Here is a 16,770-nt window from a genome sequence, read left to right on the forward strand (position 1 = left end):
GCCGCTGGTCAGCGAGAGCACGCACACGGGAGCCGCCATGGGGGGCAGCTGCAGACCGGGCGCGAACATGACCATCACGCTAGCCCTCAACGATCAGACCCGCGACTCTATTTCCGACCGGTCGCGACCTCCACCAACGCGGTCCAATGCCGCTGACCACGTATCACCCGGATCAAGCCGTCGGGAGAGAACTTCCGTCACCCAGCGTGAACGGCACCTCGATGTAGGTCTGGACGGCACCGGCAGGCGCTCCGTAGGGCTGGGTCAGCGACCGCCCGAACTCCCGGACCGCGGCCATCAGTCAGGACTGATCCGCCATGTCGCTGCCGTCCACAGTGAACGGCCGGGGACGCGTCACCTGAAGTGGCGATGCTGGAGTTCAGGTCCGCCTCGTCGCGCGGGCTTGAACGGATGATCCGGGTTGCTGGCCCGGCCGGCGTCCGCGCAGTGAGCGTCCGGGGCTCAACGCGACCGGATTACCGCCTGGAGGCCGTCGGCGAAGGTGCGGCGCCAGTTCACGTAGTCGTGGCCGCCGGCGTATTCGGCGTAGTGGACCTCGTATCCGCGGGCGAGCAGCGCGTCCCGCATGCGCCGGTCGACGTCGAGCTGGGGCAGGCCGTTGGGGCCGGGCATGGTCTCGTCGAGGCCGACGTCCAGGTAGAACCGGACGTCGGCGCGCGGCCGGGCGGCCACCTGCCGGGTGAGCCACTCCGGCTCGTCGTCGGGTCCCCACCAGAAGCTGCCGGAGTGGCAGATCGCGGAGCCGAACAGCTCCGGCAGTTCGAGTGCGACATAGGCGGCGGCGAGGCCACCGCGGGAGACCCCGGCGACGATGTTGCGGCCTCCGGTGGCCGGCGTTCCCCATCGGGTACGCGCGAGCGGCATCACCTCTCGTGCGAGGAAGTCACGCAGTGCCGGGACCGCTCCGAGCTCGTCGTCGCGGCTCGCCTCGGGCAGGTGCACGAAGATCGCGGTGAGCGGCGGGATCCGGCCCGCGGCCACGAGGTTGTCGACGGTCTCCGGGACCCGCAGCACCTCGCGCGCGTTGTAGCCGTCGAACACGACCAGGGTGGGCAGGCCGCTCGCCGGGACACCGGCCGGCCGGTGCAGGACGATCTGCCGCTCGCCGCCGAAGGCGGTGCTGTCGATGGTGACGGTCTCGCGCGTGCCCGGCGTGACGCCGGGCCGGCTGCCGAGCCACGGTTCGGCCGGCGCCTGTGGCAGTTCCAGCAGCGACGCCCACACCTCATGGTCGCCAGGGTCGGCCGGATCGGCCGGGAAGCGCACATGTCGTGGGTTGCCCGGGTCGACGTGACCGGCCCCGGAGCCCGACCGGTCCCGGGGCATCGTGCCCTCGTCGTCGTGGGCCAGGTAGTAGACGGTGCGCGTGGAGGCCGGCATGGTCCGGCACAGGTACCAGATGTCGGTGCCGGGCAGCCTGGCCAGCTCGTCCCAGACACCCCAGCACACCCGGGTACGGGAGGCTTCGCCCCGCCAGAGGAAGGTCACCAGGCACTCGTCGTCACTCCACGGCTCGACCAGTGGCGTTCCCGCCGCGGTGATCTCCTTCCAGGCGTCCGGTTCCGCTGCGAGGTGAGCGATGACCGAGCTCTCGACTGCCATCAAGTGCCGCCTTCCGGCTTCCCCGACGTGCTGTTCCCGAGCGTTTCAGCCGCCCCGAGGGCATGTCAAGCGATCGATGCGACCCCGTCCAGGGTGCGGACCACACGGATCACCTCGGCCGCGGGCAGAGGCTCCAGCCAGTTGGGGCGTACGTCAGCGAACCGGACGTGGCCGGTGCGGTCGGCGACCACCACCGCGGCGAACGGCAGCACGGACCGGCCGGTGGCGAGCGGGCGGTCGGCGCCGGGGCTGCTGAAGCCGATGTTGAGGGCGTCGATGAGCACGTGCCGCGGGTCGGAGGCGACCAGGAAGGGCAGCTCGTCGCGGTGCTTGACGCCGGCCAGGCGGCGCGGCGCCTGCGGGCTGACCGCGACCAGGTGGGCGCCGAGCCCGGTGAGGGCCGGTTCCAGTTCGGCGGCGTAGGCCCGCAGCAGCGCCTCGCAGTAGTCCGAGCCGGCGTAGCGGATGAAGACCAGCACGAGAGGGCCGGTGTCCAGGAGCCGGTCGATGTGGATCGGGCCCAGGTCGACCTCGTAGACCGGCAGCATCGGCAGCCGGTCACCGGTCTTCACCATCCGCTTCCAGATCGCGTTGCGGTCCAGGAGCCGTCGGAACGCTTCGTCGTCGACGCGGCGCAGGTCTTGCACGGTCGTCATCGGGGTCTCCAGTCTTCGGTATGCGGGAACTATACCCCATCAAACCGATAGGAGATATGGGCCCCGGATCGGAGTCCGGGGCCCGTCTCACGCGCCGGTGGCGGCCTGCGGGCGGCTGACGTCCCAGTGCTCCACGATGAGACCGTCCTCGAACCGCCAGATGTCGACGACGTCCTCGTTCGGACCCTCGGCCGGAATCAGGGTGTAGTGCGCCACCACGAATTCGGCATCGGCGATCACGTGCTGGATCTCGATCTCGGCGGTGGCGATCGGCGAATTGATGATGAACTCGATCCAGGCGTCCCGTCCGGGCGGGGCGCCGACCGTGTGCGACACGAAATCCTCCCGGATGATCTCGCGCAGCACCTCGATCTCACCGGCCGCGAACCGGCCGAAGGCATCGAGGAATCGTCTCTTGTTCTCCTCAGCGGGGTCGATGTCTGTCATGCCCCTCACCGTCGCACCGGCACGGACGGCTGTCGAGACTCCTAGCATTGATCCGATCGACGCGCGCCCACTTCCCGAAAGTCTGCCCGGAAAGCCGGGAGCGGTGCGCCCGGACGGGCAATAAACCCCTTCCGGCACCCACCGGCAGGCGTTTCCCTCGCGCTATCTCCTGCGCTGTCCAACCACCGAATCGTACGTTTCTCGAGGCGCCCGTCGCGGCGCCCGGAAACCCATTCTTCAGTACGAATTCAGGAGGTAAACCATGCTGAACGCGATCGCCGCCGGGGCCATGATGCTCTCGTCCCTGAGCGCCCCGGTCACCGGATCCGGCATGCATGTCGTTGCACCGCCGGACGACATGACCGTCTCGGTCGTCTACGCCAACGGCAGCGGCTGCAAACCGGGCACCGCCGCCGTGGAGGTGTCCCCGGACAAGAGGGCGTTCACCGTCACCTACAGCGCGTTCACCGCCCAGGTGGGACCGGAGGCCAAGCCGACCGACTTCCGCAAGAACTGTCAGCTCGGGCTCAACGTCAACGTCCCGCCCGGTTACACGTACGCGATCGCCCAGGCCGACTACCGCGGATACGCCCGTCTCGAACAGGGTGCGAGCGCCAGCCAGCGGGCCTTCTACTACTTCCAGGGCATGTCGCACACGACAGAGACCAACCGTTCCTTCCACGGGTTCATGGACGACACCTGGCAGGAGACGGACCTGGTCGAGGTCGAGTCGCTGACCTGGCACCCCTGCGGGGCCAAGCGCTACCTCAACGTGAACACCGATCTGCGGGTCAAGGGCGGCAACTCGCCCAAGGGCACGACCAGCTTCATCACCATGGACTCGTCCGACATGAGCCTGACGACGATCTTCCGGGTGACCTGGGCCGAATGCCCGTAAAGACGGTCAACGGGGCCGGACCAGACCCGCGTTGAAGGCGGCGATCACCAGCTGGGCGCGGTCGCGGGCGGACAGTTTCGCGAGCAGATGCGTGATGTGCGTCTTCACCGTCTTCACCGAGATGACCAGAGCGGCGGCGATCTCGTCGTTGGCGAGACCGTTGCCGATCAACGCGAGTACCTCCACCTCACGCGGGGTGAGCCGGCGCAGCGCCCCGGCCGGACGTTCCGGCCGGGGCGCTGCCACGTAGTGGGCGATCAGCCGGGTCAGGATCGTCGGCGCGAACAGCGACTCGCCACGGCCCGTACGGCGCACCGCCTCGACCAGCTCCTCCGGCCGGGCGTCCTTGAGCAGGAAGCCGGACGCACCGGCCTGCAACGCCTCGTAGACGTACTCGTCCAGTTCGAACATGCTCAGCACCAGCACCCGGGTGCCGGTCAGCGCCGGATCGGCGCAGATCCGCCGGGTCGCCTCCAGACCGTCCAGGCCGGGCATCCGCACGTCCATCAGCACCACGTCCGGACGGGTGGCACGGGCCCGCGACACCGCCTCGGCGCCGTCACCGGCCTGCCCGACCACCTCCAGGTCCGGCTGATGGCCGATCACCACGGCGAGGCTCCGGCGCAACAGCGGCTGATCATCGACAAGCAGGACCTTCATCGGTACGCCCACCGCGCCCGGCGGTTTCATGCGGGCCCGTCGGGGATGCGGGCCACCAGGTGGAAGCCGCCGTCGACGCGCTCGGCGGTGAGGGTGCCGCCCAGGCTGGTGACCCGCTCGCGGAGGCCGGCCAGGCCGTGGCCCGCGCCCGGGGTCGGCCGCCAGCCGTCGGCGGGGCCGGTGTCGGCGACGCTGACCACCACGTGACGGCCGTCGCGGCGTACCCGCACCGCCACGTCGGCGGGCCCCGCGTGCCGGGCCGTGTTGGCGAGCCCCTCCCGGACCGTCCGGCAGACCGCGACCTGCACACCAGGCGACACGTGCCCGAGGTCGCCGACCGTGAGGGCGGGTCGCAGACCGGCCGCCTCGGCCGCCCGGACGATCTCCGGCAGCGCTTCGAACCCCTCCAGCGGAGCCCGCGGGCCGGGTGCGGCAGGATCGCGCAGGACGGTCAGCATGCGGCGCAGTTCGGCGGTGGTGTCACGGCTGACCGTCTCGATGTCGTCGAGCGCAGCCCGCATCTCCGGCGGTTCCGGCTCGAAGCGGGTGGCCGCCGCCCGGACGGTGATCAGCCCGAGCCCGTGGGAGACGAGGTCGTGCAGGTCGCGGGCGATCCGCAGCCGCTCGGCCAGCACCGCCTCGGTGGCGGCCCACGCGGTGAGGCGGCGCTCGTACTCGGCACGGTCGGCCCGCCAGCGCCGCACCGCCCAGGTCGCGGCCGCGACCGCGCTGCCGCCGATCAGCACCGGGAGCACCCGGGCCGCCGGCCCCTCGGCCCCGACCGTGCACATGGCCATGATCAGGACGGCGGCCGTCACCAGCATCACCGGGACGGCCCGGCTGCGCCAGGCCGGCCGCTCGAACGCGTTCACCGGTCCGACAATAGAGCTCGGACCCAGGTCTTAGACGGTTCACGCCAAGCCGGATCACGGTCCGATGTGGCGACGGCCCCGGCGCACTTGACTGGGTGGATGATCACTGTCGAGGGTGTGACCAGGGTTCGAGGGCGGACCCGGATTCTGCACGAGGTCGGTTTCACGGCCCGGCCCGGGCGGGTCACCGGGTTCCTGGGGCCGAACGGAGCCGGCAAGACCTCCACGCTGCGGGTGCTGCTCGGCCTGGACCGTCCGCAGGCCGGCCGGGCGTTGATCGACGGCCGCCGGTACGCCGAGCTGGAACGTCCGCTGACCGTCGCCGGCGCGCTGCTGGACGGCAGCGGCGCGCACCGCTCGCGGACCGCGCGGGCGCATCTGCGCTGGGTGGCGGCCAGCAACGGGCTGCCGAAGGGCCGGGTGGACGAGGTCCTGGAACTGGTCGGGCTGAGCGCGGACGCCGGCAAGCGGGCCGGCCGGTACTCGCTCGGCATGAGCCGCCGGCTGGGACTGGCCACCGCCCTGCTCGGTGATCCGCCGGTGCTGATCCTGGACGAGCCGGTCAACGGTCTCGATCCGGCCGGGATCCGGTGGATGCGCACGTTCCTGCGGGAGCGGGCCGACCAGGGACGGACGGTCCTGCTCTCCAGTCACCTGATGGGCGAGCTGGCCGAGACGGCCGACGACGTGGTGATCATCGACCAGGGCCGGGTCGTGTCGGCCGGGACCCTGGCCGAGGTGGTCGGCGACCATCCGACCCTGGAGGACGCCTTCCTGGCCCGGACCGCGAGCAGGGGGGCGGCGTGGTGAAGTCCGGCATGGTGAACCTCGTCCAGGCGGAGCTGCGGAAACTGTTGTGGCTGCCGACCGCGTGGGTGGGGCTGCTGCTGGGCCTGGTCGCGGCGCCCGCCCTGGTCCTCGTCAGCGCCGGTGGCACCCGCCGCGCGATCGAGGAGGGAATCGCCGGTGATCCGTCGGACACGGCGTTCCAGCCGCTGGGCATCGGGCTGCTCGGCGCGCTGATCCTCGGTGTCGTCGCGGTGAGCAGCGAATACACCTCCACCGGGGAGGACGCTCCACGCGCCCGGCAGCTGACCACGACGCTCACCGCGATGCCGCGGCGGTACCGGCTCGTGGCGGCCAAGGCGGTGGCGCTGAGCCTGCTGGTGGCGGTGCAGGGAGCGATCACCGCGGTGGCGACGCTCGTGCTGACCGAGGTGGTGCTCGGGCCGCTGGTGCCGCCGGCCGATCCGGGGCGGGCGGCCGCGGCGGTGCTCTACTGGGTGTTGCTCGGGCTTCTGTCGTACGCCCTGACCCTGATCTTCCGCAACGGCATCGTGACGCTGACCGTGCTGATCGTGAACAGCTCGGTGGTGTCGGTGTCCTACCTGCTGACGAAGGTGACGCCGCTGGCCGCCTATCTGCCGGACATCGTGGGCGCGCACATGTTCCTCAACGAGGTCGGCGACGTGGACATCGCCCCGCTGACCGCCGGGCTGGTGATGACGGCGTGGGTGACGGCGCTGCTGGGGCTGGGCGCGTGGCTGTTCGAGAGGCGGGAGGCGTGATCCGGACGGCGTACGCCGAAGGGCTCAAGCTGGTCACGCTGCCGTCGCTGCGGCTGACCTTGGCACTGACCTGGGCCGTGGTGCTGCTGCTGCGGCTCGCGGACCCGGCCGGCGGGGTGGTGCCGTACGCCCGGATCGGGACCCTGGTGCTCGGTGTGCTGGCGGCCGGTCACGAGTACCAGGCCGGCGGCCAGATCCGGACGTCGCTGCTGGCCGTCCCGCGACGTCCGCTGCTGGCCGTCGCGAAGATCGCCGCCCTGGCCGTCGTCGCCGCTCCGTTCGTGCTGGTCACGGCGTTGCTCGCGGGTGAGCCCGGCGCCACCGGCGGGCTGCTGCTGGACCTGCTGCTGGCGGCTGCCGTGGGCACGGTGGTGCGGCATCCGGTCGGCGCCACCGGGGTGGTGCTCACGGCGTACGAGATCGGTGTGCCCTTGATCCGCACCCACCTGCCGGATGTCGCGTGGCCCACGTCTCCGGTCTGGACGGCCGCGGCGATCCTGATTTCCGTTGCAACATTCTGCCGTCGTGAGGCGTGACATCTCGGGGCCTTGACGCCCCGTTGTTGAATGCCGCTCAGCGCGGGGGCCCACCCCCTTACGTTCACGTGCCGATCACGTGTTCCCCCCGCGCTGTACACCTCGAGGAGTGAACAGCGATGGCGCAACGCCCGACGCTCGCGGAAGTCCGGGACCGCACCTACAAGCGCCGTGACGCGTGGTGGACGGTGTGGCTGGTCGATCCGCTCGCCGGCCCGCTGGTCAGACTGGTGGCACCATGGCGGTGGGCGACGCCGAACCTGCTGTCGTTCGCCGCGTTCGCGGTGGGCCTGGGCGCGGCGGCGTGCTTCTGGCAGGGCGAGTACGCGTGGCTGCTGGCCGGCGCCCTGCTCTTCCATCTGGCGTTCGTGCTCGACTGCATGGACGGCAAGATCGCGCGCCTGAACGGTACGGGCTCACTGTTCGGGACGTGGCTGGATTACGTCTTCGACCGGCTGCGGGTGGTGACGTGCGCGCTGGCCCTGTTCGGCGGGCAGTGGAACCTGACCGGTGAGACGTACTACCTGTGGCTGGCCACCGGCGTGATCTTCCTGGACATGTTCCGGTACCTGAACGCGCTGCAGATGCAGAAGGTCAAGCTCACGATGAAGGAGCGGCTGCTGGAGGCGACCGGCGTCGCGCCGGAGCAGTACGTCGAGGAGTCGGACGACGAGGTGCTGACGCCGGAGTCGGTGGAGACGGCCCGGGTCGACGTGCACGGCGACTTCCGGAACCGTTTCGGTCTCTTCCTGCGGATCCGCAACTTCCTGCTGCGGCAGCGGATCCGGGCACACGTCTTCAGCGGCATCGAGTTCATGATGTTCGTCTTCATCGTGGGCCCGGTCACCGGCCTGATCGTGCCGGTGACCGTCGTCTCCGGGGTGCTGCTGCTCGCCTTCGAGTCCCTGCTGGTCTACAAGCTCTGGACCACCACCAGGACGTTCCACCGGCGGCTGGCGGCGCTCTGAGCCGACGGCCGCCGGTGGCCCGCCTCACCTGACGCGCACCGGGACCACGTCCGGAGCACCGAGGCGGGCCGCGTCGGCCGTCTCGTCGTCCTGCTGTTCCTGCGAGGCCCGTTCCGCCTTCACGCGCAGGCGGTAGTGCTCCACCTCCCGGTCGCGCTGCTCCGGCGTCCAGCCCAGCACCCTGGCGATCAGCTCGGCGGCGTGCGGGGCCGCGACCACACCCCGGTCGAACGTCTCGATCGAGATGCGGGTCCGCCTGGTCAGCACGTCGACCAGGTGCCGGGCGCCCTCGGCAGCGGCCGCGTAGACGAACTCGGCCCGCAGATAGTCGTCGGCGCCCTCGATCGGCCGGCCCAGGTCCGGATCGTCGCGGATCAGGTCGAGCAGTTCGAGGGTGAGCGACCCGTACCGGCCGAGCAGGTGCTCCACCCGGGCCACGTGCAGTCCCGACTCGGCGGCCAGGATGCCCCGCCGGTTCCACAGCGCGGGATAGCCGTCCGCCCCGAGCAGCGGAATCCTGTCGGTGACCGACCGCGGCACACTGCGGGCCAGGCTGTGCACGCAGGCGTCGATCGCGTCCTTCGCCATCACCCGGTACGTCGTGTACTTACCGCCCGCGACCACGACCAGCCCCGGCACCGGGCTGCCCACCGAATGCTCCCGGGACAGCTGCGACGTCGACTCGGACTCGCCGAACAGCAGTGGCCGCAGCCCCGCATAGACGCCCTCCACGTCGGCCCGGTCCAGTGGCGTGGCGAGGACCTTGTTCACCTCGGCGAGCAGGTAGTCGATGTCCTTGCTGGACGCCGCCGGGTGCGCCTTGTCGAGCCGCCAGTCGGTGTCGGTGGTGCCGACGATCCAGTGCCGGCCCCACGGGATGACGAACAGGACGCTCGACGCGGTCCGCAGGATCAGTCCGGTCGACGACTGGATCCGGTCGCGGGGCACGACCAGGTGGATGCCCTTGGAGGCGCGGACGTGGAACTGGCCGCGCTCACCGACCAGCGACTGGGTGTCGTCGGTCCACACCCCGGACGCGTTGACCACCTGCTGGGCGCGGATCTCGTACGTCCGGTCGTGTTCGAGGTCGTGCACCCGTACGCCGGTGACCCTCTCGCCCTCACGGAGGAAGCCGACCACCTCGGCCCGCGTCGCGACATGGGCCCCGTAGGACGCCGCGGTCCTGGCCAGGAACATGGTGTGCCGGGCGTCGTCGACCTGCGCGTCGTAGTACTGCAACGCGCCGACCAGCGAGTCCTTCCGCAGCGCCGGGCAGGCCCGGAGCGCGCCCCGGCGGGTCAGGTGCCGGTGCCGGGGCAGGGCCCCCGACCGGGCCAATGTGTCGTAGAGGGTGACGCCCGCGCCGGCGTAGAGCCGCTCCCAGCCGCGATGCTTGAGCGGGTAGAGGAACCGGACCGGCCGGGCCAGATGCGGTGCGAGGCGCTGCAGGATGAGTCCACGCTCCCGCAGCGCCTCGCGCACCAGCCCGAAGTCCAGCATCTCCAGATAGCGCAGGCCCCCGTGTATGAGCTTGCTGGACCGGCTCGAGGTGCCGGAGGCCAGGTCACGCGCCTCGACGAGTCCCACGGTGAGTCCCCGTGTGACCGCGTCGAGCGCGCAACCCGCCCCCACCACTCCCCCGCCGATCACCAGGACGTCGACCTCCCGCGTCGACAGTGCGTGCAGGGCAGCGTCCCGGTAGGTAGGAGAAAGAGCAGTCATGATCAGTCCACGTCCACCCAGTCGAGGGTTCGCTGCACCGCCTTCTTCCACCGCCCGAAGCCGTTCTCACGCTGTTCGGCGGACCAGGCCGGCTGCCAGCGCTGCGATTCGTTCCAGTTCTCCCGCAGCTCGTCGGTGTTCTTCCAGAAACCGACCGCGAGACCGGCCGCGTACGCGGCGCCCAGAGCGGTCGTCTCGGCGACCACCGGCCGGCTGACCGGCACACCGAGCACGTCGGCCTGGATCTGCATGCACAGGTTGTTCACGGTGATGCCGCCGTCGACCTTGAGCACGTCCAGGGTCACGCCGGAGTCCTGCGCCATGGCGTCGACCACGTCGCGGGTCTGGTAGCAGATCGCCTCGAGGGTGGCGCGGGCGATGTGCGCGCCGGTGTTGAACCGGGACAGGCCGACGATCGCGCCGCGGGCGTCGGAACGCCAGTAGGGCGCGAACAGGCCGGAGAACGCCGGTACGAAGTAGACGCCCCCGCTGTCCGGGACCTGCGCTGCCAGCGACTCGCTCTCGGCGGCCGAGTTGATGATGTGCAGCTGGTCGCGCAGCCACTGCACGGCCGAGCCGGTGACCGCGATCGAGCCCTCCAGGGCGTAGACCGGGGCCGCGTCGCCGAACTTGTAGCAGACCGTGGTGAGCAGGCCGTTCTCCGAGCGCACCAGGTTCGTGCCGGTGTTCAGCAGCATGAAGTTGCCGGTCCCGTAGGTGTTCTTGGCCTCGCCGGGGCTGAAGCAGACCTGGCCGACCGTGGCCGCCTGCTGGTCGCCGAGGTCGCCGGTGAGCGGGACGTCCCCGCCGAGCGGGCCGCTGACATGCGCGACGCCGTAGCCGTTCGGATCCGACGACGGCCGGATCTGCGGCAGCATCTGCCGCGGGATGCCGAAGAACGACAGCAACTCGTCGTCCCAGTCGAGCGTCTCCAGATTCATCAGCATGGTGCGGCTGGCGTTGGTCACGTCCGTGACGTGATTACCGCCCTCCTTGCCGCCGGTGATGTTCCACAGCAGCCAGCTGTCGGTGTTGCCGAAGAGCGCGTCACCACGCTCGGCCGCCTCGCGGACCCCGTCGACGTTCTCCAGAATCCACTGGATCTTGCCGCCGGAGAAGTAGGTCGCGGGCGGCAGTCCCGCCTTGCGGCGAATCGTCTGGCCACGCTCGTCACGATCAAGAGCAGAGGCGATGCGGTCGGTACGGGTGTCCTGCCACACGATCGCGTTGTAGTACGGCCGGCCGGTCCGCCGGTCCCAGACGACCGTGGTCTCGCGCTGGTTGGTGATGCCCACCGCCGCGAGGTCCGAGGCGCTCAGGTTCGCCTTCTGCATGGCGGTCCGCACGACCGTGACGGTCCGGTCCCAGATCTCGATGGGGTTGTGCTCGACCCAGCCGGCCTGCGGCAGGATCTGCTCGTGCTCCAGCTGGTGCCGGGCCACCTCGTTGCCGCCATGGTCGAAGATCATGAAACGGGTGCTGGTGGTCCCCTGATCCACTGCGCCCACGAAGTCAGCCACGGGTCGCCTCCACTTCTGCCTCGTCCCTCGGTGTCGGTACGCGTCCGACCTCCGGCTCCTCGGCCGACGGCAGGAAACGTCCGATCAGAGTCTGATACAACCCGGCGCCCACGATGCCACCGATGACGGGCGCGACTATCGGGATCCAGAAGTAGAGATACCCCGTCTGGTCGCGGAACGCTCCCCCGTAGCCGGTCAGGAAGCTGGCCAGGCGCGGTCCGAAGTCGCGGGCCGGGTTGATCGCGTAACCGGCGTTGGTTCCCCAGGCCATGCCGATCGCCACCACGAGCAGGCCGATCACCACCGGTCCGAGGTTGGCGGCGGGGGCGGTGTTGGCCATGTCGGTCAGCGCCAGGATCACGAAGAGCAGGATCGCCGTACCGATGATCTGGTCCCGGAAGGCGCCCCACTCACCGACCGGGAGCGTGCCGTTGCCCGGCAGCGTCGAGAACACGCCCTGCGTCTTGATCGTCAGACCGGGGTCGGCGGCGTGCAGGACCTCGGTGTAGTTCCAGCGCACGATCAGCGCGGCGACGAACGCGCCGAGGAACTGGGCGATCGAGTACGGGGCCACCTTCCGCCAGGAGAACCCCTTGAAGACGGCGAGCGCGATCGTCACCGCCGGATTGAGGTGCGCGCCGCTGACCCGCGCCGCGACGTAGACGCCGAGTGTCACACCCAGGCCCCAGGCCCAGGCGATGCTGTCGTGGTCCCCGATGCCGGCCGCGGCGACCTGCGCCACCACCCCCACGCCGAACAGAATCAGGATCATCGTGCCGGCGAACTCCGCTGCAAGCTCCCCGACGAGTCCAGGTGTCTTGAATCGTGTGGCCATGCTCCCTCCAGGCTTCGTCGCCTCCAGTTGCCTCGGACGCTAGGGAGAGGTCCGGTGGGGGGCAATGAACACCGGTCGGCATTGTCGAACATCGGCGAGGGTCGTTCGCGACGGTGGAGACCTGGCGGGTCCGCTTTGGGTCTTGCGACGGTCCATGTAGGTCGCGAACAACCCTCGATTACGGCGAGTCGTCACGCGGTGGCATAGAGTCCGAAACATGCCCGGCACGGTGCAGGCGATCGAGCGAGCGGCCGCGATTCTGCGGACGCTCGCCGGTGGGCCGGGCCGGCTCGGGCTCACCGAGATCGCCCGCACGCTGGACCTGGCGAAGGGCACCACGCACGGCATTCTGCGCACCCTGCAGCTGGTCGGGTTCGTCGAGCAGGACCGGGTCTCCGGGCACTATCAGCTCGGCGGTGCCCTGCTGCACCTGGGCACCAGCTACCTCGACATCAACGAACTGCGGTCCCGGTCGATCAACTGGGCCGACCCGCTGGCCGCGCGCAGCGGCGAGGCGGTCCGGATCGGCACCGTCCTCGAAGGGCGCGTGCTTGTCGTCCACCACGTGTTCCGGCCGGACGACACCTTCCAGACCCTCGACGTGGGCGCGCTGCTGCCACTGCACGCCACGGCGCTCGGCAAGGTGCTGCTCGCCTACCGGGCCGGCGGGCCGGTGCCGGACCTGGAGCCGTTCACCCGGCTCACCCTCACCGATCCGCGCGCGCTCGCCACCGCCCTGGAGGGGGTACGCGACGCCGGCTGGGCGAGTGAGATCGAGGAGTTCCTGCTCGGTCAGGCCGCCGTGGCGGCGCCGATCCGCGGCTACGGCGGCCTGGTCGTCGGCGCGATCGGGATCTCCGGCCCGGTCGAGCGGATCTGCGACAGCCGCTACCGGCCGCGCGCCCCGCTGGTGGCGTACGTGCGCGACGCGGCCCGCGCGATCTCCCGGGATCTGGGGGCCACCCGGTGACCGACAAATACGTCGTCGCGATCGACCAGGGCACCACCTCCACCCGGTGCATCGTCTTCGACCGGCGCGGACAGCTCGTCTCGCTCGCGCAGCAGGAGCACAAGCAGCACTTCCCCCGGCCCGGCTGGGTGGAGCACGACGCCATGGAGATCTGGCGCAACGTGGAGCGGCTCGCTCCCCGGGTTCTGTCGCGGGCGGGTATCTCTCTTGATCAGGTCGCGGCGGTGGGAATCGCCAATCAGCGGGAGACCACGGTCATCTGGGACCGGCTCACCGGCATTCCGGTCAGCAGGGCCATCATCTGGCAGGACACGCGGACCGACAGCCTGGTCCACGCGCTCGCCTCCCGGCCGGGAGCTTCGAACATTTCCGAAATCTCGGGTTTGCCGCTGGCGACGTACTTCTCCGGGCCCCGGCTGCGGTGGATGCTCGACAACACCCCCGGCCTGCGCGAACGCGCCGAACGCGGCGAGGTCATCTGCGGCACGATGGAGACCTGGCTGATCTGGAACCTGACCGGCCGCGCTCAGCACGTCACCGACGTGACCAACGCCAGCCGCACCATGCTCCTCGACGTCCGGTCACTCGACTGGTCACCGCGGGCCCTCGACTTCTTCGGCATACCCCGCGCGATGCTGCCGGCGGTCCGGCCTTCCATCGGCGGCTTCGGCACGGCGTCGCAAGGTTTTCCGGGGGTACGGATCGGCGCCGCGCTCGGCGATCAGCAGGCGGCCCTGTTCGGGCAGACCTGCTTCACCCCCGGCGAGGCGAAGTGCACGTACGGGACCGGCAGTTTCCTGCTGCTCAACACCGGCACCGAGTTGGTCCGCCCGGAGAACGGCCTGCTCAGCACGGTCGCCTACCAGATCGCGGGCGCGCCGGCCGCGTACGCCCTCGAAGGTTCGATAGCGATCACCGGCTCCCTGGTCCAGTGGTTCCGCGACCAGCTGGAGCTGATCTCCAGCGCGCCCGAGATCGAGACCCTGGCCCGGACCGTCGCCGACAACGGCGGCTGCTACATCGTGCCCGCCTTCTCCGGTCTCTACGCGCCCTACTGGCGCAGTGAGGCACGCGGCGTCATCGTGGGCCTCACCTCGTACATCACCAAGGGTCATCTGGCCCGTGCGGTGCTCGAGGCGACCGCCTGGCAGACCCGCGAGGTCGTCGACGCGATGAACGCCAACTCGGGTCTCGCCCTGACCACGCTGAAGGTCGACGGCGGGATGACCGCGGACAACCTGCTCATGCAGATGATCGCCGACGTCCTCGACGTGCCGCTGGTCCGCCCGCTGGCCGTCGAGACGGTGTCGCTGGGCGCGGCATACGCGGCCGGCCTGGCCGTCGGTTACTGGCCCGACCTCGACGGCCTGCGCAGCAACTGGCACATCGCCGGCCAGTGGATGCCCGCCATGGACCCGGCGGTCCGCTCCGCCGAGTACGCCAACTGGCGCCGCGCGGTGGAACGGACCTTCGACTGGATCCAGCCGGCCTGACCGCCCGTCCGGTGGCGCGCGATGCCTCAGGCGGCGATCAGGCGCGGATCCGCCCTGCGGAAGCCGAGGCAGTGGCCGCAGACCATGTAGTGACTGGCCGGTTTGACCGGGAACAGCGGCACGAAGAAGAGCGTGAACTTCGTACTGCGCCGCACGATCTGCTGCGGCGCCTCCCAGCGGCAGATCTCGCACGTCATGACCCGTGTGCCGATCACGTGGTCCTTGCTCCGCAACCCGAACAGGAAAAACATTGCCGACTCCCTCGCTCACCGGTGGCTCCCATGATGGTCTTACCCATCGGCAACCCGAACTTGCCGCCGTTCACGAACACGTCCCCGCCCGGCCGCGGCCACCGACCCTTCGGCGCTGCCGATCGCTGGCGACGACGCGGGGCCGCCGGCCGAGAACCGGCGCCCACGGTGTCCCGGCGGGTACCCCTGCGGACGCGGATTCCATCCGGAAGCTGCTGGCGGCGACCTGATCGCCGGGACGGGTGGGAGTTTCTTCCGATGCACACGCACGGTGCCGCTGAGTAGCGTCGACCGCGGTACCGAACTGGTGCAGGAGGGCGCGTGCGAGACCATCAGGAAGACGTCACCGTCACCGCGCGGCGGACCGGGCCCGGGGAGCTGCTGGTCCGGGTCGTCGGTGAGCTGGACATCCGGACCGCGGCGCCAACGCTGCGGCAGCTGGCCGGGCTCCTCGACGACGGGGCGAAGCTGATCCGGCTGGATTTGACCGGCGTGGGTTTCTGCGACCACGCCGGATTGCGTGCACTGCAGGCGCTGGGAGTGGCGGCCGGCCCGGAGCGGGTGCAGATCGTCGCCGCCCACCCGTCGTTCGACATGATCCTCGGGCTGTGCGGGCTCGAGACGTTCCTCGGCTACCCGGCCGGAGCGGCGACCTGTACCGGCTGATCGGCCTACCCGCCCGGAGCGTTTCGCCGGAGGCGCCGCAACGGCCATGATGGACGGGTGGGTCTACCTCCCGGCAGCGGGCGTATCACTGCCGAGATCCTGCGGATCGCGGCGTTGCCGGTCGGTGTCCGGCAGCGGGCGGAGGCGCTGATCGAAGCACTGCGCCCGGTGCTGCGCCACGACGCGGCGTGGCTCAGCCTGCTCGATCCGGAACGCTGGCTGCAGGAACCGGTCGCGGCACCGGGCCACCGGCCGCAACTACGGCGCTATCTGACCAGCCCGGCGTTCATGGCCCAGGTGGAGCGGGTCGGCATGCATCGCGGCGGCCGCCCGATCCGGGTGTTCGACTCCCCGGTCCCGGTGTCCGAACTGGCCGCCTGGGTGGACTACTTCGAACCGGCCGGGCTCGCCGAGGGCGTCTCGATGCCGCTGGTCACCGCGGACGGGCGATACGTGGGCATGCTCGGCGCGCACGCCGAGTCCCCGGTGCCGCTCGCCGACGAGGATCTCGACCTGCTGGTCATGCTCACCCCGCTGATCGCGCACGTGGTCGATCCGATGCGCACCCTGCTCACGCTGGCCGGGATGGTGCACGAAGCCCGCGCCGGTGTGGTGCTGACCCGGGCGGGACGCACCGAGGAACTACCGGGCCTTCCGGGCACCCGGGCGTTCGGTGTGGAGCCGGCCGCGCTGCGGCTGATCGGTTCGCTGCTGACACCGGGGCGCAGCTGGGCGCGGTTCCTGGTTCCGGGCGAGGACCCGCCGGGACGGCCGGCCCTGCTGCAGGTGACGGCCCTGCCCTGCCCGCCGGAGCCGCCCGGTCACCATCGAGCCATGGTGCTGCTGGGTTCGCCGCCGGAGACGTACGGCCTGACCCGCCGGGAACTGCAGGTGCTGGGTCTGCTGGTGGAGGGACGCAGCAACGCGTCGATCGCGAGCGAGCTGCGGATCACCTCCCGGACGGCGGTCGGGCATCTGGAGCACATCATGCTGAAGATGGGGGCCGAGTCGCGGACCGCGGCGGCGGTGCGTGCCGACCGGCAGGGCCTCTACGTCCCGGCCGGGCTGCTCCGCCCCTGACACCG

General features: G+C 70.6%; 18 protein-coding genes. 9 read left to right on the forward strand and 9 right to left on the reverse strand.

Annotation, left to right across the window (positions count from 1 at the left end; genetic code table 11):
- Positions 1–462: 462 nt before the first annotated feature.
- The 3 genes from CLV67_RS31235 to CLV67_RS31245 all read right to left on the reverse strand — a co-directional run bounded on the left by CLV67_RS31235 (position 463) and on the right by CLV67_RS31245 (position 2,726).
- Positions 463–1,623 carry an alpha/beta hydrolase gene (locus CLV67_RS31235; RefSeq protein ID WP_106324816.1) on the reverse strand — a complete coding sequence of 387 codons (1,161 nt, stop codon included), beginning with the start codon at positions 1,621–1,623 and terminating at the stop codon, positions 463–465.
- Between the two features lie 65 nt (positions 1,624–1,688).
- Entirely contained in the window at positions 1,689–2,279 is a 591-nt protein-coding gene (locus tag CLV67_RS31240; protein ID WP_106324818.1) for a redoxin domain-containing protein, read from the reverse strand.
- A gap of 87 nt (positions 2,280–2,366) precedes the next feature.
- Positions 2,367–2,726 carry a nuclear transport factor 2 family protein gene (locus CLV67_RS31245; RefSeq protein WP_170154071.1) on the reverse strand — a complete coding sequence of 120 codons (360 nt, stop codon included), beginning with the start codon at positions 2,724–2,726 and terminating at the stop codon, positions 2,367–2,369.
- Between the two features lie 262 nt (positions 2,727–2,988).
- Here CLV67_RS31245 and CLV67_RS31250 point away from each other — a divergent pair, with 262 nt between their 5' ends.
- The gene (locus CLV67_RS31250) at positions 2,989–3,624 is read left to right on the forward strand and encodes a DUF4360 domain-containing protein (protein ID WP_106324822.1); all 636 of its coding nucleotides are present in this window, start codon (positions 2,989–2,991) and stop codon (positions 3,622–3,624) included.
- A gap of 6 nt (positions 3,625–3,630) precedes the next feature.
- Here CLV67_RS31250 and CLV67_RS31255 read toward each other — a convergent pair whose 3' ends face one another.
- Positions 3,631–4,284, reverse strand: a complete 654-nt coding sequence (locus CLV67_RS31255; protein ID WP_203737592.1) for a response regulator — start codon at positions 4,282–4,284, stop codon at positions 3,631–3,633.
- Positions 4,285–4,310: 26 nt separating this feature from the next.
- Positions 4,311–5,156 carry a sensor histidine kinase gene (locus CLV67_RS31260; RefSeq protein WP_203737590.1) on the reverse strand — a complete coding sequence of 282 codons (846 nt, stop codon included), beginning with the start codon at positions 5,154–5,156 and terminating at the stop codon, positions 4,311–4,313.
- A gap of 99 nt (positions 5,157–5,255) precedes the next feature.
- Between CLV67_RS31260 and CLV67_RS31265 the strand changes: the two genes are divergently transcribed.
- The 4 genes from CLV67_RS31265 to CLV67_RS31280 all read left to right on the forward strand — a co-directional run bounded on the left by CLV67_RS31265 (position 5,256) and on the right by CLV67_RS31280 (position 8,228).
- Positions 5,256–5,966: an ABC transporter ATP-binding protein gene (locus tag CLV67_RS31265; RefSeq protein ID WP_106324826.1), complete on the forward strand. Its 711-nt coding sequence runs from the start codon at positions 5,256–5,258 to the stop codon at positions 5,964–5,966.
- A gap of 8 nt (positions 5,967–5,974) precedes the next feature.
- Entirely contained in the window at positions 5,975–6,724 is a 750-nt protein-coding gene (locus CLV67_RS31270; protein ID WP_203737588.1) for a hypothetical protein, read from the forward strand.
- Positions 6,697–7,260: a hypothetical protein gene (locus CLV67_RS31275; RefSeq protein WP_146169358.1), complete on the forward strand. Its 564-nt coding sequence runs from the start codon at positions 6,697–6,699 to the stop codon at positions 7,258–7,260. Before CLV67_RS31270 ends, CLV67_RS31275 begins: the two co-directional genes overlap by 28 nt.
- Before the next feature lie 119 nt (positions 7,261–7,379).
- A complete protein-coding gene (locus CLV67_RS31280; protein WP_106324830.1) occupies positions 7,380–8,228 on the forward strand; it encodes a CDP-alcohol phosphatidyltransferase family protein in 849 nt (282 codons plus the stop codon).
- 24 nt (positions 8,229–8,252) lie between these two features.
- Here CLV67_RS31280 and CLV67_RS31285 read toward each other — a convergent pair whose 3' ends face one another.
- Genes CLV67_RS31285 through CLV67_RS31295 form a run of 3 tightly spaced genes read right to left on the reverse strand, consistent with a single transcriptional unit; the run spans position 8,253 to position 12,305 of the window.
- Positions 8,253–9,950 carry a glycerol-3-phosphate dehydrogenase/oxidase gene (locus tag CLV67_RS31285; RefSeq protein ID WP_106324832.1) on the reverse strand — a complete coding sequence of 566 codons (1,698 nt, stop codon included), beginning with the start codon at positions 9,948–9,950 and terminating at the stop codon, positions 8,253–8,255.
- Between the two features lie 2 nt (positions 9,951–9,952).
- Complete coding sequence (gene glpK, locus CLV67_RS31290) at positions 9,953–11,470, reverse strand: glycerol kinase GlpK (protein WP_106324834.1); 1,518 nt, start codon at positions 11,468–11,470, stop codon at positions 9,953–9,955.
- The gene (locus CLV67_RS31295; RefSeq protein WP_106324836.1) at positions 11,463–12,305 is read right to left on the reverse strand and encodes an MIP/aquaporin family protein; all 843 of its coding nucleotides are present in this window, start codon (positions 12,303–12,305) and stop codon (positions 11,463–11,465) included. Before CLV67_RS31295 ends, glpK (CLV67_RS31290) begins: the two co-directional genes overlap by 8 nt.
- Positions 12,306–12,522: 217 nt before the next feature.
- Here CLV67_RS31295 and CLV67_RS31300 point away from each other — a divergent pair, with 217 nt between their 5' ends.
- Positions 12,523–13,275: an IclR family transcriptional regulator gene (locus CLV67_RS31300; protein WP_106324838.1), complete on the forward strand. Its 753-nt coding sequence runs from the start codon at positions 12,523–12,525 to the stop codon at positions 13,273–13,275.
- A complete protein-coding gene (gene glpK / locus CLV67_RS31305; protein ID WP_106324840.1) occupies positions 13,272–14,768 on the forward strand; it encodes a glycerol kinase GlpK in 1,497 nt (498 codons plus the stop codon). The genes CLV67_RS31300 and glpK (CLV67_RS31305) overlap by 4 nt, the downstream gene beginning before the upstream one ends.
- 26 nt (positions 14,769–14,794) lie before the next feature.
- On the opposite strand, the gene CLV67_RS31310 is transcribed toward glpK (CLV67_RS31305), so the two are convergent.
- The gene (locus CLV67_RS31310; RefSeq protein ID WP_106324842.1) at positions 14,795–15,019 is read right to left on the reverse strand and encodes a zinc-ribbon domain-containing protein; all 225 of its coding nucleotides are present in this window, start codon (positions 15,017–15,019) and stop codon (positions 14,795–14,797) included.
- A 321-nt stretch (positions 15,020–15,340) separates the two neighbouring features.
- On the opposite strand from CLV67_RS31310, the gene CLV67_RS31315 reads away from it, so the two are divergent.
- Entirely contained in the window at positions 15,341–15,685 is a 345-nt protein-coding gene (locus tag CLV67_RS31315) for an STAS domain-containing protein (RefSeq protein ID WP_106324844.1), read from the forward strand.
- A gap of 57 nt (positions 15,686–15,742) precedes the next feature.
- Positions 15,743–16,765, forward strand: coding sequence for a LuxR C-terminal-related transcriptional regulator (locus CLV67_RS31320; RefSeq protein ID WP_106324846.1), 1,023 nt, complete (start codon positions 15,743–15,745; stop codon positions 16,763–16,765).
- Positions 16,766–16,770 lie beyond the last annotated feature (5 nt).

The sequence above is a fragment of the Actinoplanes italicus genome (assembly GCF_003001815.1).
GTDB lineage: Bacteria > Actinomycetota > Actinomycetes > Mycobacteriales > Micromonosporaceae > Actinoplanes > Actinoplanes italicus.